The 21,377-nt window shown below is 48.6% G+C and carries 22 protein-coding genes and 1 riboswitch; all 22 genes read left to right on the forward strand.

Annotated features, from left to right (window positions below):
• Positions 1-10 precede the first annotated feature (10 nt).
• Positions 11-1,201 carry an acetyl-CoA C-acetyltransferase gene (locus KNP99_RS05565; RefSeq protein WP_215115554.1) on the forward strand — a complete coding sequence of 397 codons (1,191 nt, stop codon included), beginning with the start codon at positions 11-13 and terminating at the stop codon, positions 1,199-1,201.
• Positions 1,198-2,982, forward strand: coding sequence for an acyl-CoA dehydrogenase family protein (locus tag KNP99_RS05570; RefSeq protein ID WP_088837709.1), 1,785 nt, complete (start codon positions 1,198-1,200; stop codon positions 2,980-2,982). Before KNP99_RS05565 ends, KNP99_RS05570 begins: the two co-directional genes overlap by 4 nt.
• Before the next feature lie 71 nt (positions 2,983-3,053).
• Positions 3,054-3,509 carry a DinB family protein gene (locus tag KNP99_RS05575; protein ID WP_214804317.1) on the forward strand — a complete coding sequence of 152 codons (456 nt, stop codon included), beginning with the start codon at positions 3,054-3,056 and terminating at the stop codon, positions 3,507-3,509.
• A 35-nt stretch (positions 3,510-3,544) separates the two neighbouring features.
• Positions 3,545-3,898, forward strand: coding sequence for an arsenate reductase family protein (locus KNP99_RS05580; protein WP_088837707.1), 354 nt, complete (start codon positions 3,545-3,547; stop codon positions 3,896-3,898).
• A 64-nt stretch (positions 3,899-3,962) separates the two neighbouring features.
• Complete coding sequence (gene gcvH, locus KNP99_RS05585) at positions 3,963-4,346, forward strand: glycine cleavage system protein GcvH (protein ID WP_029331292.1); 384 nt, start codon at positions 3,963-3,965, stop codon at positions 4,344-4,346.
• Positions 4,347-4,447: 101 nt separating this feature from the next.
• Positions 4,448-4,726, forward strand: a complete 279-nt coding sequence (locus tag KNP99_RS05590; RefSeq protein WP_029331290.1) for a thioredoxin family protein — start codon at positions 4,448-4,450, stop codon at positions 4,724-4,726.
• A 549-nt stretch (positions 4,727-5,275) separates the two neighbouring features.
• Entirely contained in the window at positions 5,276-5,914 is a 639-nt protein-coding gene (locus KNP99_RS05595; RefSeq protein WP_214845237.1) for a class I SAM-dependent methyltransferase, read from the forward strand.
• 3 nt (positions 5,915-5,917) lie between these two features.
• Positions 5,918-6,382: an S-ribosylhomocysteine lyase gene (locus KNP99_RS05600; protein WP_088837705.1), complete on the forward strand. Its 465-nt coding sequence runs from the start codon at positions 5,918-5,920 to the stop codon at positions 6,380-6,382.
• Positions 6,379-7,302, forward strand: a complete 924-nt coding sequence (locus tag KNP99_RS05605) for a PLP-dependent cysteine synthase family protein (RefSeq protein ID WP_215193141.1) — start codon at positions 6,379-6,381, stop codon at positions 7,300-7,302. The genes KNP99_RS05600 and KNP99_RS05605 overlap by 4 nt, the downstream gene beginning before the upstream one ends.
• A complete protein-coding gene (locus KNP99_RS05610) occupies positions 7,295-8,461 on the forward strand; it encodes a bifunctional cystathionine gamma-lyase/homocysteine desulfhydrase (protein WP_215193096.1) in 1,167 nt (388 codons plus the stop codon). The genes KNP99_RS05605 and KNP99_RS05610 overlap by 8 nt, the downstream gene beginning before the upstream one ends.
• A gap of 59 nt (positions 8,462-8,520) precedes the next feature.
• Positions 8,521-8,627: riboswitch (SAM riboswitch) on the forward strand.
• 78 nt (positions 8,628-8,705) lie between these two features.
• On the forward strand, positions 8,706-9,728 hold the full coding sequence (locus KNP99_RS05615; RefSeq protein ID WP_088837702.1) for a methionine ABC transporter ATP-binding protein: 1,023 nt from the start codon (positions 8,706-8,708) through the stop codon (positions 9,726-9,728).
• Positions 9,725-10,390, forward strand: coding sequence for a methionine ABC transporter permease (locus tag KNP99_RS05620; RefSeq protein ID WP_088837701.1), 666 nt, complete (start codon positions 9,725-9,727; stop codon positions 10,388-10,390). Before KNP99_RS05615 ends, KNP99_RS05620 begins: the two co-directional genes overlap by 4 nt.
• Positions 10,391-10,423: 33 nt before the next feature.
• Complete coding sequence (locus tag KNP99_RS05625) at positions 10,424-11,251, forward strand: MetQ/NlpA family ABC transporter substrate-binding protein (protein WP_088837700.1); 828 nt, start codon at positions 10,424-10,426, stop codon at positions 11,249-11,251.
• Between the two features lie 72 nt (positions 11,252-11,323).
• Positions 11,324-12,550, forward strand: a complete 1,227-nt coding sequence (locus KNP99_RS05630) for an MDR family MFS transporter (RefSeq protein WP_214766898.1) — start codon at positions 11,324-11,326, stop codon at positions 12,548-12,550.
• A gap of 156 nt (positions 12,551-12,706) precedes the next feature.
• Positions 12,707-13,492 (forward strand): Fe-S cluster assembly ATPase SufC, encoded by a 786-nt coding sequence (gene sufC, locus KNP99_RS05635; RefSeq protein WP_012371204.1) that lies wholly within the window; start codon positions 12,707-12,709, stop codon positions 13,490-13,492.
• Between the two features lie 18 nt (positions 13,493-13,510).
• A complete protein-coding gene (gene sufD, locus KNP99_RS05640; RefSeq protein WP_088837698.1) occupies positions 13,511-14,788 on the forward strand; it encodes a Fe-S cluster assembly protein SufD in 1,278 nt (425 codons plus the stop codon).
• Position 14,789: 1 nt separating this feature from the next.
• Positions 14,790-16,013 (forward strand): cysteine desulfurase, encoded by a 1,224-nt coding sequence (locus KNP99_RS05645; protein ID WP_029331277.1) that lies wholly within the window; start codon positions 14,790-14,792, stop codon positions 16,011-16,013.
• Complete coding sequence (gene sufU, locus KNP99_RS05650; protein WP_029331275.1) at positions 16,003-16,437, forward strand: Fe-S cluster assembly sulfur transfer protein SufU; 435 nt, start codon at positions 16,003-16,005, stop codon at positions 16,435-16,437. Before KNP99_RS05645 ends, sufU begins: the two co-directional genes overlap by 11 nt.
• Before the next feature lie 32 nt (positions 16,438-16,469).
• Positions 16,470-17,867, forward strand: a complete 1,398-nt coding sequence (gene sufB / locus KNP99_RS05655; RefSeq protein WP_028105809.1) for a Fe-S cluster assembly protein SufB — start codon at positions 16,470-16,472, stop codon at positions 17,865-17,867.
• Between the two features lie 619 nt (positions 17,868-18,486).
• Complete coding sequence (locus tag KNP99_RS05660) at positions 18,487-19,047, forward strand: dihydrofolate reductase family protein (RefSeq protein WP_215193097.1); 561 nt, start codon at positions 18,487-18,489, stop codon at positions 19,045-19,047.
• 120 nt (positions 19,048-19,167) lie between these two features.
• Positions 19,168-20,010, forward strand: a complete 843-nt coding sequence (locus tag KNP99_RS05665) for a DUF72 domain-containing protein (RefSeq protein ID WP_088837696.1) — start codon at positions 19,168-19,170, stop codon at positions 20,008-20,010.
• A 20-nt stretch (positions 20,011-20,030) separates the two neighbouring features.
• Positions 20,031-21,335 carry a bifunctional metallophosphatase/5'-nucleotidase gene (locus tag KNP99_RS05670; RefSeq protein ID WP_214766905.1) on the forward strand — a complete coding sequence of 435 codons (1,305 nt, stop codon included), beginning with the start codon at positions 20,031-20,033 and terminating at the stop codon, positions 21,333-21,335.
• Positions 21,336-21,377 lie beyond the last annotated feature (42 nt).

Raw genomic sequence — 21,377 nt, forward strand, 5'->3', positions numbered from 1 at the left:
GGGGATTCGAATGAAAGAAGCAGTAATCGTCGCTGGTGCGCGGACACCAGTCGGTAAAGCAAAAAAAGGGTCATTTAAAGCGATGCGTTCTGATGAACTCGCAGGAATCGCGATTAAGGAAACGTTGAAGCGTTCAAAATATGAGGGAACAATCGATGATGTCATTCTCGGTTGTGCTCTTCCGGAAGCGGAGCAAGGGATGAACATCGCCCGTTACGCGTCCGTTCTTGGCGGCTTGTCACACGAAGTACCGGCCATCACGATCAACCGGTACTGCTCGTCTGGTCTGCAATCGATCGCTGATGCGTCGATGAAGATCATGACCGGTCAAGCGACGGCCGTCATCGCCGGTGGTCTCGAGTCGATGAGTCAAATCCCGATGCCGGGACACGTCGTTCGTCCGAACCCATCAATCGTCGAATCGGAACCTGAATATTATATGAGCATGGGGCATACGGCAGAGCAAGTCGCAGCGACGTATAACGTCTCACGTGAAGATCAAGATGCCTTTGCCTTACGCAGTCATCAAAAAGCAGCAGCCGCGATCGCAGCCGGTAAGTTCACGGATGAAATCGTCCCCGTCACGGTGACGGAATACGTCGTCAACGATGACATGAAGGTCGAAGAAAAATCCTGGGTCGTTCAGCATGACGAAGGCGTCCGGGCAGACTCTTCAAAAGAAGGCTTGGCAAAACTCCGCCCGGTCTTCCGGCTTGGTGGCAGTGTCACGGCCGGGAACTCGTCACAAACATCAGACGGGGCAGCAGCCGTACTCGTGATGGAGCGTGAGGAAGCAGAGCGTCAAGGACTGCCGATTCTCGGGAAGTTCAAGTCGTTTGCCGTCGGCGGTGTCCGTCCGGAAGTCATGGGAATCGGACCCGTCGTCGCGATTCCGAAGGCCCTCGAACTCGCAGGAATCACACTCGAAGAGGTCGGCTTGATTGAATTGAATGAAGCGTTCGCCTCACAGTCCCTTGGTGTCATCCGTGAGCTCGGTCTCAACGAAGACATCGTCAACGTCAACGGGGGAGCGATCGCACTCGGTCATCCACTTGGCTGTACGGGAACAAAACTGACATTATCACTCTTACATGAAATGAAACGCCGCAACGCGAAATATGGTGTCGTCTCGATGTGTATTGGCGGCGGCATGGGTGCTGCCGGTGTATTCGAATTAGTTGAAGGAGGAACAGGACAATGAGCCAAACGACGAACGAATTGATTAAAGGTGGAAGTTTTGTACTGGATGAATTAAAAGCAGAGCGTCTCTTTACACCGGAGGATTTTTCAGAAGAACATAAAATGGTTGGTGACATGACGGCGAAATTCGTCGAAGATCGTGTCGTTCCAGTACTTGACCGGATCGAAAAACATGAGTTCGAACTTTCAGTCGGTCTCTTGCGTGAAGCAGGCGAGCTCGGTCTTCTCGGGGCAGACGTTCCGGAAGAATACGGCGGCTACCAAATGGATAAAATCTCGTCTTCGATCATCACAGAAAAATTCGCACGTGGTCGTTCATTCGCCCTCAGCTACGGCGCACACGTCGGAATCGGTTCACTCCCAATCGTCTTCTTCGGAAACGAAGAGCAAAAACAAAAGTACTTGCCGAAACTCTCGTCAGGTGAATGGATTGCGTCATACGCATTGACAGAACCGGGCTCGGGGTCAGATGCACTCGGTGCGAAGACGACAGCTGTCTTGAACGAAGCCGGGACACACTATATCTTGAACGGTGAAAAACAATGGATCACGAATGCCGGTTTCGCCAGTCTGTTCGTCGTCTATGCGAAAATCGATGGCGATAAATTCACGGCATTCCTCGTCGAGGGTGAGTACCCGGGCGTCTCGACAGGTCTGGAAGAGCAAAAAATGGGCATCAAAGGGTCATCGACACGGACATTGATTTTAGAAGATGCGGAAGTACCGGTCGAAAACGTCCTCGGTGAAATCGGTCGCGGGCACGTCATCGCCTTTAACATCTTGAACGTCGGGCGTTACAAACTCGCTGTCGGTGCCGTCGGTTCATCAAAACGCGCGATTGATCTCGCCGTTCAGTATGCGAACGAACGGAAACAATTCAAAACACCGATCAGCTCATTCCCATTGATTCAAGAGAAACTGGCGACGATGTCAGCTCAAACGTATGCGATGGAAAGCTCAGTTTACCGGACAGGCGGTCTCTTCCAAGATAGTCTCGATCAGCTGTCGGAAGAAGAAAGTAAAGATGGCAAACGCGTCGCTGATTCGATTGCCGAGTACGCGATTGAATGTTCGATGAACAAAGTCTTTGCGTCCGAGACATTTGATTATGTCATCGATGAGGCGGTTCAAATCCACGGCGGATATGGTTTCATGGCGGAATATGAAGTCGAAAACATGTACCGTGATTCACGGATCAACCGGATCTTCGAAGGAACAAACGAAATCAACCGTTTGCTTGTACCAGGTACGCTCTTGAAGAAAGCGATGAAAGGCGAGTTACCACTCTTAGCGGAAGCGCAGCGCCTCCAACAGGAAGTCATGAGCTTCATGCCGACAGAAGTCGGAACAGAACCGCTCGACCGGGAACGTCACTTGCTCGCGATGATGAAAAAGATCTTCTTATTGACGGCTGGAACGGCTGTTCAGAAATATCAAGATAAGTTACAAGGCGAACAGGAAATTCTCGCGAACACGGCCGATATCATGAGTGCAATCTATGCGCTCGAGTCAGCCATCGTCCGGACAGAAAAAGCGATCGCTTCAAAAGGCGCCGAGAAGAGCGAACTCAAAATCCGTTATACGGAAGTCTTCGCCCAACAGGCATTCGAAGGTGTTGAACGTGACGCGAAAGAAACACTCTACGCAGCAGCAAGTGGAGACGAGTTACGGATGTTACTGTCGGCACTGAAGAAATTCAGCCGTTACCAACCAATCAACTCAATCGGCACGAAACGTGCGATTGCGAAACGTTTGATTGAAGCTAACAAATATCTCGTCTAAGTCAGGTTTACGAGTTCGCCTTTGCAGGGAAAATCTCTGTAAAGGCGAATTTTTTTGAGGAGGGAATAGCGATGCGTGAAGATGTAAAAGAACTTCAGTTTGCAGTCGACTACTACAAATCGCTCGAGCGTTTATCGGATGAAGAGTGGCAGTCGCCGCTCGCGATCGATAAATGGACGGTACAGGAGTGTGTCGGCCATTTGTTCCTGTGGGACCGGTATTACCTCGATCATGCCGTCGCGAAGCTCCCTGACGATCGACTGACGTTAGTTGAGACGGACTTTGATGAATTCAACCGGTTAGCGGTCGAGTATGCGCATCATGTCGACGCATTGACGTTACTGAAAAAAGCAATCGCGGTTCGAAGCGAACTCGTGACGCAACTCGGACGGTTGACGGACGCGCAGTATGAACAGACGTATGAAGGGCGCTTTTGTCCCCGTGAGTTCGTCGCGTCGTTCATCGCCCACGATCACCATCATCAAGATCAAATTGATGCGGCACTCGCGCGCTTGAAGGAACACTGATCCATCTGCTAGTCTTAAAGGTGAGGTGATGAAACATGGTAACGATGTATGGCTATCCAAAGTGCAGTACATGTGTCAAAGCGAAGAAGGCGCTTGAAAACAACGGCGTCGAAGTCGATTACAAACACATCGTCGACGAGACACCAAGTGCCGCGACGATTCGCGAACTCCATCAAAAAAGTGGCGAACCGCTGAAAAAATTCTTTAACACGAGTGGTCAATCCTATCGTGCGGCTGGTCTGAAAGATCGTTTACCCGACTTGTCGGAAGAAGAGCAGTATGCTTTGCTCGCAAGTGACGGCATGTTACTGAAACGTCCAATCGTCACGGACGGGACAGATGTCACACTTGGATTTAAAGAAGAGATGTATCAAGGAAAATGGTATTAAGAAGCCGATTGAATTTGGTATACTAAAACCGTTAGTCCACTATAGAACACAGGGGGAATCGCAAATGAGTCAAGTCAAAGACAATCTACGGTATTCGGAAGAGCATGAATGGGTCGAAGTAACAGGCAACAAAGCACGAATCGGAATCACGGATTTCGCACAGCACGAACTCGGTGATATCGTGTTCGTTGAGCTTCCAGAAGTCGGAGATACGATCTCAATCAACGAGCCATTCGGTTCGGTTGAATCGGTCAAGACGGTTTCAGAGTTGTACGCACCGATTTCAGGGAAAGTCGTTGCAATCAATGAATCACTCTCCGATTCCCCAGAACTCGTTAACGAATCACCATTTGAAGGTGCATGGATGGTTGATATCGAGCTAGAAGATGAGTCGCAAGTTGAAGCATTGATGGATGCTGCGGCATACAAATCAATGATTAACGAGTAATACTTAAGGTAAGACGGACAGGGGTGAAACGATTTTGTTTCATCGCTGTCCTTTTTTTTGTATACTGGCTTCAGAAGCACTGGATAACAGGAGGGGTCAAGATGAAGGAAGTAACAGAAGTACCAGCAAACGGGTTGTTGTATGTCTATGCACCGATGTGCGGCACATGTGCCATCGCCAGTCGGATGCTCGACATCGTCGAAGCGACGAAAGACGAGGAATGGATCCAAAAAGCGAATGGAAATTTCATTCCTGAATTTCTAGAGCAGGCGCAAGTCATGAGTGTGCCGGCATTACTCAAAGTAAAGGATCATCAAGTCGTAGAGCGGTTATATGCGTTCCAAAACGTCCAAAATGTCTTTGCGTTTTGTGCAGAATAACAAGAAAAATCATAGGATGATTTTTCTTTATGTTAAATTGTCGGAATATTTACAATAATTCATTGACAATGACAATTTATGAATGGTATATTCATATCAACTTCTAGAAATGCTTTTATAGGAAGTCTGGCAGAGGTATAGAACCTGATGTTTCTCGTATTTAGAACCATTCAATGACATCCTAAATCTTTTTTTCTGTTTCCCCTTAAGTCGTCCCCCAAAGACGAAGCGGTTCAAAAAAGAGATGGTGGATTCGAATGGTCGATCTGACTACTGTGACATCTTGCTTTTATAGTTCGAAAGGGCGCCGTCCTCTGATGTGACGAACGAAGAAGTTCGCATCAGAGCTGGGTTTTCCTTCGTTGCATTTCTAACCACATTATTCGTGTTGTCGGTTCTCCGGCAACGCCTTTTTTTTGTTTCCGAAAGATTTTGAAGCTGTCGCCTTGCTAATCAGAATTGTCCCTGCTACAATGCGATTAAGGAAAAATACTTTAATTCATATCCGATTAGTCGGAATTAAAAGCGGGATGCGGAGGACGAAAAGGCATGACAGTACGTTTCATGGATGTATTTACAGAGTGGGCGTCATCTTACGACGACACAGTAACGGGGCAAGATCCGGAGTACAAAGAAGTCTTTCGCCGTTATGACGAAATATTAGAGACGGTCGCTGAAAAAGCGATGTCACCCGTTGCCGAATTTGGCGCAGGAACAGGCAACTTGACGCAACGTTTGCTTGCGCGTCATGAGCAGGTACTGGCAATTGAACCAAGTCCGGAAATGCGCGACATCTTAATCAATAAAATTCCGGCGCTGGCTGTTCAAGATGGTCATTTCTTATCGTTTGAAGCAGCAGATGCAAAAAGTTTTGTCTCGACTTATGCGTTTCATCATTTGACGGATGAAGAAAAAGGACAGGCCGTCGATTTGATGGCAGCGATTTTACCGGCAGACGGAAAGATCGTCTATGCCGATACGATGTTCGTTTCTGAGGCAGCACGTCTAGAAACGATTGCAGAAGCAAAAACTCAAGGGTTTGACAACCTTGCAGAAGATTTAGAACGCGAATTTTATCCACTGATTCCAGTGATGGAACAGATTTTTACGTCACGCGGATTTAACGTGACATTCACACAATACAATCACTTCGTCTGGCTCATAGAAGCCGAGAAAATGGGGGAATAAATCATGACAATCAAAAAAATGAACGTAGAAAGCTTTAACTTGGACCATACGAAAGTCAAAGCACCATATATTCGTGTAGCAGGCTATAAAGAAGGTAAAGTCGACCAAGTCGTCAAATATGATATTCGTTTCACACAACCGAACGTCGAGCAAATGCCGATGCGTGCGATGCACACACTCGAACATTTACTTGCTGAAAACATCCGCAACTATTCGGACGACGTCATCGATGTTTCGCCAATGGGCTGCCAGACTGGTTTCTACATGGCGATGATGAACTTTGACTCAGTCGAAAAAATGAGTGAACTCGTCGAGAAGACATTGAACGACGTCTTAGCGGCTGAAGTGATTCCGGCACAAAACGAAACACAATGTGGGTTTGCGAGCGCACACGACCTTAAAGGAGCGAAGCACTATGCCGAGAAAATGCTTGCCGGTCGCGACGAATGGGACATCGTCTTCGGATGATCGCGAAGTCAGTCCGCGACCTCGTCGGAAATACGCCACTGTACGAGATTACTTCATTCGATTTGCCTGCTGGTACGCGGATTTTGGCGAAGCTCGAATGGATGAACCCTGGGGGCAGCGTCAAAGACCGCCTCGGTATCCAACTCGTTGATGCCGCAATCGAACAGGGGTACGTGACACCAGGCGGAACGATCATCGAACCGACTGCCGGCAACACCGGCATCGGTTTGGCGCTCGCCGCTAAAAAATATGACTTACAGGTCATTTGTGTCGTCCCGGAAAAGTTCAGTCAAGAGAAACAGACGTTGATGCGGGCACTCGGCGCGACTGTCGTCAACACGCCGACTGAACTCGATATGCAAGGCGCAATCGATAAGGCAAAAGAACTCGGACAAACGATTCCGAACAGTTATGTGCCACTCCAATTCGAAAACGAAGAAAACTCGGTCACTTATCAGCGGACACTTGGTCCGGAGCTTGTGGCGGAACTCGGTCACATCGACTGGTTCGTCGCCGGATGCGGATCAGGTGGAACGTTTGCCGGAACGACGGCTTTCTTAAAAGAACGCTTCGGGACAAAAGGGGCAATCGTCGAACCGGAAGGCTCCGTCCTCAACGGAGGGTCAGCCGGACCGCATAAAACAGAAGGAATCGGGACAGCCAAATGGCCAAGTCTCGTTTCTCGTGATTTAGTTGATGAAATTCATACGATTTCTGATTTGGATGCTTTTACGAAGGTCCATGAACTGGCGGCACGTGAAGGGTTACTCGTCGGCAGTTCAGCAGGAGCGGCACTCGCCGCGGCGCTCGATATCGCCCAGCGCCATCCGGGAAGTACGATTGTCACCGTCTTCGCAGACAGTGCAGAACGGTATTTGAGCCAACAAATCTTTGAAAAGGTGGACGAGACACATGCGTAAAAAAACAGCGTTGATTCACGGAGGAACGGGTGTAGACAAGGCAACGGGTGCCGTTACACCGCCAATCTATCAAACGAGCACATATAAGCAAGAAAAAATCGGTCAATTAAAAGACGGGTATGAGTACTCGCGCACAGCAAACCCGACGCGGACGAGCATCGAACGATTGATTGCTGATCTTGAAGGAGGCGTCCGTGGATTCGCGTTCGGATCAGGAATGGCGGCGATCCATGCTGTCTTCAATCTGCTTCAGTCTGGCGACCACATCGTCATGACGGACGACGTCTACGGCGGAACGTTCCGCTTGATGCAACGTGTCCTACCGAAGTTCAACATCGAAGTGACATTCGTCGATACGACGGATCTCAGCGCGACGGAAGCGGCGATTCAGGACAACACGAAGATGCTCTACGTCGAGACACCGACGAACCCGTTATTAAAAGTGACGGACATCGAAGCGATCGCAGCCATCACGCGTCGTCACGACTTGAAGCTCGTCGTCGACAACACGTTCGCGACACCATACTTGCAACAACCAATCGCGCTTGGGGCAGATATCGTGCTGCATAGTGCAACGAAATACATCGGCGGACACTCGGACGTCGTCGCAGGGCTTGTCGTCGTCAATGATGATACGCTCGGCGAAGAACTCCACTTCATCCAAAACTCGACGGGCGGAATTCTCGGACCGCAAGACAGCTTCCTGCTTGTCCGTGGTCTGCGGACGCTCGGTATCCGGATGGAAGCGATCGAAGAGACAGCACATGAACTTGTCAGCTTCCTGCAAGCGCAAGACGTCGTCTCGAACATCTTCTACCCGGGACTCGCCTCGCATCCCGGTCATACGATCCAGCAAAAACAAGCGACTGGTTTCGGCGGGATGATCAGCTTTGATGTCGGTTCAGCTGCAAATGCAGAGAAACTTGTGGAAGCATCACACTTCTTCACGCTTGCTGAAAGCTTAGGGGCGGTCGAAAGTTTGATTTCCGTTCCGGCACGGATGACACATGCATCGATTCCAGCAGAACGTCGGGCGGAACTCGGCATCACGGATGGTCTCGTCCGAATCTCGGTCGGACTTGAAGATGCAGAGGATTTGAAAGAAGATTTAACGTATGCTTTCAGTCTGCTCGAAAAAGTTTCTGAAAAAACTGTTTGACAAGCAAAATAACCCCTGCTAATATTCAAAATATATTAAAAACAACTAAATACCGATAACTCTTATCAAGAGTGGTGGAGGGACTGGCCCGATGAAACCCGGCAACCGCGGAATTTATTTCCGAAGTGGTGCTAATTCCAGCAGACGAACGTCTGCAAGATGAGAGCAAATGGTTTTGTGTACTGAAAGTGCGCGCGTTTGCTCTAAAACGTGCGCACTTTTTTTATGTTTAGGAGGGACAGTAGTGATTCGTTTACAGGATGTAGGAAAGATTTATCGCTCGAAGCGCGGCGAAGTCGAAGCTGTCGCAAACGTCGATCTCACGATTGAGCGCGGCGAAATTTTCGGGATAATTGGTTATTCCGGTGCAGGGAAGTCAACCTTGATTCGCCTGCTGAACATGTTAGAAGCACCGACAAGCGGTTCGATTCAAATTGACGGTGTCGAGATGACGACGTTACGACCGAAAGAATTACGCGGCGTCCGGAAAAATGTCTCGATGGTCTTTCAGCACTTCAACTTGCTTTGGTCACGAACGGTCGAAGAAAACATTATGTTCCCGCTCGAACTCGGCGGATATCCGAAAGCACGCCGGAAAGAACGGGTCGCCGAGCTGATTCAACTCGTTGGACTCGACGGTCGCGAAGGCGCTTATCCGTCACAACTATCCGGTGGACAAAAACAACGCGTCGGGATTGCCCGCGCACTGGCATCAAACCCGGACGTCTTATTATGTGACGAGGCGACAAGCGCCCTTGATCCGAAAACGACGGACTCGATCTTAGAGTTACTCGTCGACATCAATAAAAAACTAAAACTGACGATCGTCTTGATCACACACGAGATGCACGTCATTCAAAAAATCTGTCATCGGGTCGCCGTCATGGAGGCCGGAAAAATCGTCGAACAGGGTCTTGTTTCAGAAGTCTTCCGGCATCCGAAACAAGCGATGACAAAAGAATTCGTCAAACAACTGACGTCGTCTACAGAAAACGAGTTGACGTTCGCGAAACTTCGTGAGCGCTATCCGACAGGGAAAATCGTCCAGCTGACATTCGTCGGTTCGACAGCAGAAAGTCCGATCCTGGCAGAAGTCATGAAAGATTCGACCTTATTATTTAATATCATCGGCGGGAACGTCGGACAGACGCAAGACGGTGCACTCGGAACGTTGTTCATCCAACTGATTGGTGCGGCACATGAAACACAAGCGGTCATCGCGAAACTTCAAGCGAGTGACGTGGAAGTGGAGGTGGATCACCGATGACGACATTCTTTAACGACCTCGATTGGGAAATGGTCTGGACGGCGACCGGCAGTACCGTTTATATGACAGCCGTCGCGGGTCTAGCGACTTTCATACTCGGTTTAATCATTGGTCTGTTGTTGTATGCGACGAATGAAGACTTATTGTTTAAGAACCGGGCACTGTATTCCGTGCTCAGCTTTTTAGTCAACATCTTCCGTTCGATTCCGTTTATTATATTGTTGATTTTATTGATTCCAGTGACGCTCATCATCGTCGGATCGTTCTTAGGACCAACAGCGGCACTTCCGGCACTGATTCTTGGGGCGGCACCGTTTTACGGGCGGATGGTCGAACTGGCACTGCGTGAAGTCGACAAAGGTGTCATCGAAGCAGCGGAATCGATGGGGGCAACGAAGTTCCAAATCATTTATAAAGTGTTGATTCCGGAAGCACTACCAGCAATCGTCTCCGGTATCACCGTCACGCTCGTCGCGCTCGTCGGTTACACGGCAATGGCCGGAGTAGTCGGAGGAGGAGGACTCGGGGACATGGCATATATCGAAGGTTTCCAGCGTTCTCAAAACGATGTCATCGCCATCGCGACATTGTTGATTCTCGTCATCGTCTTCATCATTCAAATTATTGGTGACCTGCTCGTAAAAGCAATCGATAAACGATAATACTATTTTTAGTTAACTTGGGAGGAATTATTCATGAAACTTTGGAAAAAATTCGTCGGTACAGCAGCAGTATCCGTCTTAGCAGTCAGTCTTGCAGCATGTGGGGAAGAGTCGTCAGGAGACGACGCGAAGACACTTGTCATCGGTGCTTCAAACGTTCCCCATGCTGAAATCCTAGAGCACGTTCAAAAAGAGTATGAAGCAAAAGGCTACAAACTCGAAATCAAAAAGTTCCAAGATTATGTGTTGCCGAACAAGGCACTCGCTGAAAAAGAAATCGATGCGAACTATTTCCAACACGTTCCGTACCTTGAGCAACAGGAAAAAGAGAACAAATCTTATAAATTTGAAAATGCAGGCGGCGTCCACGTTGAACCGCTCGGCGTTTACTCAAAAAAATATAAGTCGCTCGACGAGTTACCGAAAGGTGCAACGATCTTGACGAGCTCAAACGTCGCGGAGCGTGGACGTGTCTTGACGTTCCTCCAAAACGAAGGCTTAATTAAGTTGAAAGACGGTAAGACGACAGATGCTCAGCTTAGCGATATCGCGGAAAACCCGAAGAACATTGAGTTCAAAACGAATATCGAAGCGTCACTCTTGCCGCAAGCGTACAAAAACAATGAAGGCGATGCTGTCCTCATCAACACGAACTACGCGATTGATAACGGTTTGAACCCGTTAGAAGACACAATTGCCCTTGAAGATGAGTCTTCACCATACGTCAACATCATCGTCACGCGTGAAGGTGATGAAAAAGACGAGCGTGTGACGGCATTGCTCGATATCTTACACGAGAAAAAGACACAGGATTGGATTACGAAAGAATATAAAGGGGCCGTCGTCCCGGTCAGCAAATAATTCACTCGAATGATGCATTCTTCCTATATAATGGAAGGATGCATTATTTTTTTAGTTGAAGGGGGATTCTAGGTGCACCGTTTACGACAGTTACATCCGCTGACGATCGGCGTCCTGCTCGGAACATTTTTCTCACGGCTCGGGACGTTCATCACGATGCCATTCTTTGCGATTTATTTATCGACGGTGCTGGAGTTCAGCCCGGTCGATGTCGGCTGGGTCCTCAGTATTTCAGCCGTCTCGAGTCTTGTCATGAGTTTCATCGGCGGGACCTTGTCTGACCGTTACGGCCGTCGGACGATGATGCTGACCGGAACACTCGGCTTCGTTTTCGTCTTCATCGCCTTGGCGCAGGTCGAGACGTTTTGGGCGTTCTTTACCTTGAGTGCCTTGAACGGCGTGTTTCGTTCCATCTTTGAACCATCCGCCCGTGCCCTGATCAGTGACACGACGGATGAAAAAAATCGACTGTTCGTCTTCAACATCCGTTATGCGATGATCAATGTCGCGGCTGCGATCGGGCCGGGGATTGCGTTATTGCTCAGTGCCGGCAATACAGCGATTACCTTCTATATAACAGCCTTTGTTTATCTCGCGTACGGGATTGCGATTTTTATCCTGTTTCAGCGGTATCCGATCACAGAGAGTCACGGCGGGAAAAAAGTTTCGTTCGGCGCAACGGTTCAACTGTTGAAAACGGACGTCGCTTTCACGTTTGCCCTCGCCGGTATCATTTTCGGGATTCTCGGCTACAGTCAGTTCAACTCGACGTTGCCGCAATTTTTGACGACGACGACGTTACTGTCCGGTGGGACTAGTTTGTTTGCTTTATTGATCACGATTAATGCCGTGACCGTATTAATCGTCCAGTACCCGATCATGAAGTTCGGGATGAAGACGTCGCCGCTCGTCTCGATTACGGTCGGGATTGCGACCGTCGCGTTCGGTTTATTCGTCATGGGGAATGCCGGAACGGTCTGGTTGATGATCGGTGCGATGTTCATCTTCACGTGCGGGGAAGTGATGATGTTCACGATGACGGATATCTTGACCGATAGTTTTGCGAAACCGGAATTACGGGGCAGTTATTTCGGAGCGATGGGCTTAACATCGATTGGTCAGTCAATCGGACCGGTCATCGGCGGACAATTACTTTTTTATTTTGGCGCCGATCGTCCGTTGCCGATTTTTGGTTGCTTAGCCCTCTTGACATTACTCGGAATACCACTGCTCTTACTGTCACAGCGGGTTCACAGACGAACGAAGGTGGAAGAAGAGAAAGAAGTCGTATCACTTTAAAGTCATTCTCACTAAAAGGCTTCATTTTGAGAAAAAACCATGAGCGATGACGCTTGAATAATGTGGTATGATTCATTAAGATTAGAATGATACTAAATTAGTAACTCTCGTGAACTGAATCGTCAGACACGAAATGAATAGATGGAGGGATTCTACATGAAGGCTTCACACTTGAAGATTGAAGATCTACACGTCGCAATCGACGGCAAAGAAATCTTGAAAGGCGTTAACTTAGAAATCAAAGGCGGCGAAATCCACGCGGTCATGGGACCAAACGGGACAGGTAAATCAACACTCGCGTCTGCATTGATGGGTCACCCAACGTATGAAGTAACATCTGGATCAGTCACACTCGACGGAGAAGATGTTCTTGAGATGGAAGTTAACGAACGTGCGCAAGCAGGAATGTTCCTCGCCATGCAATACCCAAGCGAAATCAGCGGTGTTACGAACTCTGACTTCCTTCGTTCAGCAATCAACTCACGTCGCGAAGAAGGCGATGAAATTTCACTCATGAAGTTCATCCGTCAACTTGACGCACAAATGGGACTTCTTGAAATGCCAGGCGAAATGGCACACCGTTACCTCAACGAAGGTTTCTCAGGCGGAGAGAAAAAACGGAACGAAATTCTTCAAATGACGATGCTGAAACCAGCAATCGCAATCCTCGACGAAATCGATTCAGGTCTTGATATCGATGCACTTAAAGTCGTTGCAAAAGGTGTTAACGAAATGCGTTCACCTGAGTTCGGTTGCCTCATCATCACGCACTATCAGCGTCTCTTGAACTACATCGAGCCTGATTTCATCCACATCATGATGGGTGGAAAAATCGTCATGTCTGGCGGAAAAGAACTTGCACACCGTCTTGAAGCAGAAGGATATGACTGGGTTAAAAAAGAACTCGGCATCGAAGAAGTCGAAATCGAAACAAAAGCGTAAGACGAGGGAGGAAGCATGATGACTGTAGAACTGAATCTTGCCGTAAATCGCGAGGCAGTGGCAGAACGTGCGACTCGCTTAGGGGAGCCCGCTTGGATGATTTCTAAGCGCCAAGATGCACTTGATCTTGCCCCAACGCTCGCATTGCCAAAAGTAGAAAAAATTAAAATCGGTGGCTGGAACTTCACAGAAGGCACAGCAGATCTTGAGACAGCAACAGGTCTCACGCCGGATATCGAAACATTAATCGGTGAAAACCGTGACCATATGTTGATCACGCGTAACGGACAACTTGTCCATGCGCAAAATAGTGAAGCAACGAACGGTGTCATCTTCACGACGCTTGAGGATGCGATGAAGCATCATCCGGAACTCGTTGAGAAGTATTTCATGACAGAAGGCGTCAACGTCAATGAAGACCGTCTCGCAGCACTCAACGCAGCACTCATGAACGGCGGAACATTCTTGTACGTACCTAAAGGCGTTAAGCTGACGGTACCGATGCAAGCAATCTATACGCTCGAACAAGCAGGCGGCGCACTTTACCACCACGCAATCATCGTTGCCGATCAAGACAGCGAATTGACGTATATCGAAAGCTTCGTCTCTTACGGTGAAGAAGCACATAACGTCAACGTCGTGACGGAAGTGTTCGTCGAAGCGAATGCAAAAGTTCTTTTCGGAGGCGTTGATACGCTTGCGAAAGGTGCTGTCACGTATATGAACCGCCGTGGTGTCGTCAAACAAGGTGCGAAGCTCGAATGGGCACTCGGTCACATGAATGACGGACATACGATCACAGAAACGAAAACGCATCTCGTCGGGAACGATTCGTTCTCAGATACGAAAGCCGTTACTGTCGGTCGTGGCGATCAAAAACAAAACTTCAACGTCCGGACGGATCATTTCGGTAAAGGATCTGAAGGATTCATCTTGATTCACGGTGTCCAAAAAGATTCTGCGACGTCGATCTTCAACGGAACGTCAATGATTCACCATGGTGCGTCGAAATCAAACGGAGTCCAAACGGAACGTGTGCTCATGTTGTCTGAAAAGGCACGTGGTGACGCAAACCCGATCCTCTTGATCGATGAAGATGATGTCATGGCAGGACACGCGGCATCTGTCGGCCGTGTCGACGAACTTCAACTTTACTACTTGATGAGCCGTGGGTTGTCACGTAAAGAAGCAGAACGCCTTGTCGTTCACGGTTTCTTACAACCTGTCGTCTCTGAGCTTGCGATTGACTCCGTCAAGGAACGTCTCGTTCAAGTGATTGAAGGGAAAGTAAACTAATATGGGAATCGATGCATCCATCCGCAATCAGTTTCCGATTCTTGACCAACAGGTTAATGACCGGAAACTCGTCTATTTAGATAGTGCGGCTTCGTCACAAAAGCCGCTCGTCGTCATCGAAGCGATCGACAACTACTACAAGACGGTTCATTCGAATGTGCACCGTGGCGTCCATACGCTCGGAACACGAGCGACGGATGCGTACGAAGGTGCGCGTGAGAACGTACGTCGTTTCATCAAGGCGCAACACCATGAAGAAATTATCTTTACCCGTGGGACGACGACGGCGATTAATATCGTCGCGTCCAGTTACGGAATGGAGCATGTGCAAGAAGGCGACGAGATCGTCGTCACCTATCTTGAGCACCATGCGAATCTCATTCCGTGGCAACAAGTCGCGAAAAAGAAAAAAGCGAAATTGAAATATGTTGATTTGACAGCTGATGGTCGCGTGACGATTGAAGCCGTCAAAGCACAAATTTCCGATCGGACGAAAGTCGTTGCGATGGCACATGTCTCGAACGTCCTCGGTACGATCAATCCAATCAAAGAAGTGGCGCAACTCGCGCATGCCGTCGGTGCCGTCATGGTCGTCGATGCAGCGCAAAGTGCACCGCATCAAAAAATTGACGTCGTCGATCTCGACTGTGATTTCCTGGCGTTCTCTGCCCATAAAATGTGTGGACCAACAGGAATCGGCGTCTTATATGGTAAAAAAGCATTACTGAATGCGATGGAACCGGTCGAATTCGGAGGCGAGATGATTGATTACGTCGGACTTGAAGAATCGACGTTCAAACCATCACCGTACCGTTTTGAAGCCGGTACACCCATCATTGCGGGGGCAGTCGGTCTGTCGGCAGCGATTGATTTTCTAGAAGAAATCGGTCTAGAGAACATCGAAGCCCATGAACGCGAACTCGCCCGGTATGCGATGGCACAGATGCGTGAAATCGATGGATTAACGATTTATGGTCCAGAAGAACGTGTCGGTCTCGTCACATTCAATCTCGGCGATGTCCATGCACATGATGTCGCGACGGTACTCGACATGCAAGGCGTCGCAGTCCGCGCCGGTCATCACTGTGCACAACCACTGATGCGTTGGCTCGGTGCCAGTTCAACGGCACGAGCAAGCTTCTACTTGTATAACACGCAAGAAGAAGTCGATGCCTTAGTGACAGGACTTCGTCAAACGAAGGAGTATTTCAGTCATGGATTTTAACAATCTCGATCACTTGTACCGTCAAGTGATCATGGATCATTATAAAACTCCTCGTAATCGCGGTGCGATCGAGGGAGGCGTGACGATCGATATGAACAACCCGACGTGTGGAGACACGATTCGTTTACAGCTCGCGATCGAAGACGATATCGTCCAAGATGCGAAGTTTGACGGCGAAGGGTGTTCCATCAGTATGGCGTCCGCGTCGATGATGACACAGATCGTCAAAGGAAAAACGGTCGAAGAAGCATTACAACTCGCAGAAATCTTTTCGGAGATGGTTCAAGGGAAAGACTATGATGATGAGAAGTTTGATCTTGGGGACGCAGAAGCACTTTCCGGTGTGACAAAATTCCCAGCACGTATCAAGTGTGCGACACTTGCTTGGAAAGCGCTCGAACGTGGCGTGGAAGAAGGCAAGTAACTTCGGTCAGTAAGTAAGAGGAGGAAATGAACATGGCTAAGAACATGCCTGAAATTGGCGATTATAAATATGGTTTCCACGATCGCGATATCTCGATCTTCCGTTCTGGACGTGGCTTGACGACAGAAGTCGTCGAAACGATCTCGAAAATGAAAGAAGAACCACAATGGATGCTCGACTTCCGTTTGAAATCGCTTAAGATTTTCAACGAACAAGCGATGCCAGCCTGGGGTGGCGATTTATCAGATCTTCGTTTTGACGACATCACGTATTACGTGAAACCGTCGGAACGTGCTGAAAAATCATGGGATGAAGTACCGGAAGAAATCAAACGTACGTTTGACAAACTCGGTATCCCGGAAGCAGAACAAAAGTACTTGGCAGGTGTTTCGGCACAGTACGAATCAGAAGTCGTTTACCACAACATGAAGAGTGAACTTGAAGATCAAGGGATCGTCTTCAAAGATACAGATACAGCACTCAAAGAGAACGAAGACTTGTTCCGTGAGTACTTCGGTAAATTGATTCCGCCGACAGATAACAAATTCGCTGCCCTTAACACAGCGGTTTGGTCGGGTGGATCGTTCATCTACGTACCAAAAGGCGTCAAGATGGATACGCCGCTTCAAGCCTACTTCCGCATCAACTCGGAAAACATGGGTCAATTCGAGCGGACGCTCATCATCGTTGACGAAGAAGCATCTGTGCACTACGTCGAAGGATGTACGGCACCGGTCTACACAACGAACTCGCTTCACTCGGCGGTCGTTGAGATCTTCATCAACAAAAACGCGTATTGCCGTTACACGACGATCCAAAACTGGGCAAACAACGTCTACAACCTCGTGACGAAACGTGCGATCTGTGAAGCCGGCGCGACGATGGAATGGGTCGATGGTAACATCGGTTCGAAATTGACGATGAAATACCCAGCCGTCATCTTAAAAGGTGAAGGATCACGTGGGATGACATTATCAATTGCCATCGCGGGTAAAGGGCAACACCAGGACGCGGGTGCGAAAATGATCCACCTTGCGCCAAACACGTCGTCAACGATCGTCTCGAAATCGATTTCTAAACACGGTGGGAAAGTTACGTATCGCGGAATCGTCCACTTCGGCCGTAAAGCGACCGGAGCGCGTTCGAACATCGAATGTGACACACTCATCATGGATAACCAATCGACATCGGATACGATTCCGTATAACGAAATCCTCAACGATAACATCTCGCTTGAACACGAAGCGAAAGTATCGAAAGTCTCGGAAGAACAATTGTTCTACCTCATGAGCCGTGGGATTTCACAAGAAGAAGCAACAGAAATGATCGTCATGGGCTTCATCGAGCCATTCACAAAAGAATTGCCGATGGAATATGCGGTCGAAATGAACCGTCTCATTAAGTTCGAGATGGAAGGTTCAATCGGATAATCTAACTCCGAAAAAGAATTTTACACTCCTCACGCGCTTTATCCGTTTTCCTTTAGGAATCGGGTGAGGCGCGTGATTTCGTTTAGATTAAAATCTGCTCTCGTACTTTTTTAGGCGAAGCCGGATTAGACAAGAATAAGCTTCTTCCTTTTCTGTTGCTTTCCTCGGGCGAGGGGCAAGCCGTTGCTCCTTGACCTATCGGGCAATGAGCAGGGTCTTGCCTGCCTCTGACAGCGCAAGTTGCCTTGCGCTTTTTCCCGTAGGAGTCAACGAAAAAGAGAAGCTTTGTTTAGGTTGTGCCGCAGAGTAAGGCGAGTCGAGACATGGAAGCGCGACACGGCAGTATGGTGATGTCGGCTCTTCAATCTTCATAAGACAGCATTTGTCTCCAGTAGCTGACTTTAACGAAAGTCAGATTGGTTGCTAAAGCGATTACCGCTGAACGCTTTTTCCAATAGGAGTCACGAGAATCAACGTGTTTTCAAGATGTGATTCGAGAAGGGAAAGCGTGTCGGATAACACGAACTATCCGTCTGGCATACGGTCTTATATTGTTGATTGTTCTTTCCGACAACGGGTAGAGAGTAAGAAACAGTTCTCTCGAAAGGAAGGATGACCGATGCGACCGATCGTCTACTCATTTCAAGCATCGCTTGACGGCTATCTAGAGGATGGGCAAGGCTTACTCCCCTTTACACCTGACAAGAAACTCCATCGTTACTTCAATGACTACGAAAAACAGTTTGATACACATTTCTATGGACGGAAATTATATGAAATGATGCATCCGTTTTGGTCGAACGTAAGCGACACGGAAGAAGTCACAGAAATTCGTGACTATGCACTGATTTGGACAGGAATCGAGAAGATTGTCTTCTCCCGGACATTGACGCACGTCGATGGGCATGCCCGGCTTGCAACAGGAACGATTGAAGAAGAAGTCGAACGTTTACGGGGGATGCCCGGCAAACGGATATCCGTCGGTGGCGCAAATCTTGCTGCACAATTCATGCAACGTGACTTGATTGATGAATACCATGTTGTCGTCTATCCTGTCCTGCTCGGATGCGGAAAACGGATGTTTGGACGCCTCGATCAACCACTTGCTTTACGCCTCGTCGAACAACGGCACTTTGCTTCTTCCGGCTGTGTTGTCCTTCGATACGAACGAACACGCTGACGACAATCTTCGAGAAGAAGTTTTCGATTTAGCTGTGATATGATAAGAAAATAGACAGTGCAAAAAAGCCTGCGTCAAAAAAAGCGATAGGTCTTTTTTGTCGTAAGGAGGGATAAGCGGATGATTTATGTCGGCGTGACCGGTTGGGGGGATCATGATAGCCTCTATCCGACACCGCAAGACCGAAAAGAAAAACTGGCTGCCTACGCGGGACACTTTCCGGCAGTCGAAGTCGATTCGACGTTTTATGCGATTCAACCGGAACGAAACTATCAAAAATGGGTCACAGAAACACCAGACGCCTTTCGCTTCATCGTCAAAGTACACCGGGCGATGAGCGGGCACGATCGGGACAACAAAGATCCGCTCGGTCCGATTTTCGAACAATATATCGCGTCAATTGAGCCGATGCGGCAGAGCGGGAAGATTGCTGCGATTCTCGTTCAACTGCCACCTTGGTTCGACGTTAGTAAAGTTCACCTTGAATACTTGCAAACTGTTCGTAAATCGCTTGCGGGACTCCCGGTTGCGATCGAATTCAGAAATCCGTCCTGGTACTCCGACGAATATCGGGAACGGACACTTCGTTTTTTAGCAGAGCATCAGTTCATTCATACGATTTGTGATGAGCCGCAGACAGAAGACGGTTCCGTCCCGTTTGTTCCTGTCGTCACGCAAGAAACAGCGTTCGTCCGCTTGCATGGTCGGAACAAAAACGGCTGGCTGAAAAAGCCGGGACAAAGCAGTGACGACTGGCGGAAGGTCCGTTGTTTATACCGGTACTCGGAAGAAGAATTACAAGAATTAGCAGAACATGTCCGGACGCTTGCAGGACAAGCGAAAGACGTGTATGTTTTCTTTAATAACAATTCAGCAGGCGATGCCGCGCCGAATGCGAAACGTCTGATTGAGATCCTTAATCTCGATTATGAACTCGCTCCCCGGCAAATCTCGTTGTTTTAATTTTAGAGGAGGCTTTGAGCGTGAAGTTACACGTCATCCATTATAATGATCTTCATTCACACTTTGATATGTGGCCTCGCTATATGTCGTTCATCAAGGAACACCGGACGTACGACTCCCTTGTCTTTGATTTAGGGGATCATGCAGACCGTGTCGCACCGGCGACGGAAGCGACGCAAGGAAAAATCAATACCCATCTCTTAAATGAGTTAGCACCGACTGCCGTGACGATCGGAAACAATGAAGGAATCACGTTTCCCCATGACTGGCTTGCGGCACTCTATACAGAAGCGACGTTCCCTGTACTCGTCTCGAATATGACAGCACCGTTCGCGAAGTCTGGCATGATTCAGGAACTTCCGACCGGTAACGTCGGAGTCTTTGGTCTGACGGCCCCTTACTATGAACTGTATGAGTTGCTCGGGTGGACAATCGAAGACCCGTTCGAAGCAGCAGCGCGTGAAATCGAGTCGCTTCGCGGACAGGTCGACGTCCTGATTTGTTTGAGTCATCTTGGGTTTTATCAGGATGAGGAACTGGCAGAACGGTTTCCGGAGCTTGATTTAATCATCGGAGCCCATACGCATCATGTCTTAGACGATGGTGTCGTCAAGAATGGTGTCTTGATTGCTCAAGCCGGTAAGCACGGTCAATACGCAGGTGAGATTTATCTCAACACGGATACCGGTGAAAAAGAAGCCGTCTTGCACCCGCTCCACGACTATGCGGCGGATGAAGCGAGTTCCGGATTACTCGACCGTGAACAATATACTGCTGAAAAAGTGATGAAACAACCGATTGGCAGGACATCAGGTCTAGCGAATGACTGGTTTAGTCCGTCACCGTTCTCCCAACTGTTAGCAGAGACGATGCAGGACTGGTGTAAAGCAGATATTGCTTGTGTCCCGGCTGGTATGTTGCTCGGTTCGCTATCTCCGGGTCCCGTCTCTTCCTTCGACCTGCACCGGTTATGTCCGCATCCCATCAATCCGTGTAACGTCACGATGACAGGACGGCAACTGATGACGTTCATGGAAGAAGTCGAAACGAATCAGTTTGAACAGTTAAAAGTCCGTGGACTCGGGTTTCGCGGGAAATTGATGGGGAAAATGCATTACGCAGGACGTGACTCCGTTTTAGCCACACTGGACGAGTCGGCGCACTACACGGTCGCGATGCCAGACATGTTTACGTTTGGACCTCTCTTCCCAGCAATCAAAGACATGCCAAAACAGTATTTCATGCCGGAGCTTTTACGAGATTTGCTATTTAACCGGCTATCGGAGAAGTCAGAATTCACTGAATTGCATGCCCCTAAACGATAATTGTTTGGTATACTGAAACAGAAAATAAATGACTTTTTTTGG

The organism is Exiguobacterium sp. s95 (assembly GCF_018618655.1).
GTDB classification, from domain to species: domain Bacteria; phylum Bacillota; class Bacilli; order Exiguobacteriales; family Exiguobacteriaceae; genus Exiguobacterium_A; species Exiguobacterium_A oxidotolerans.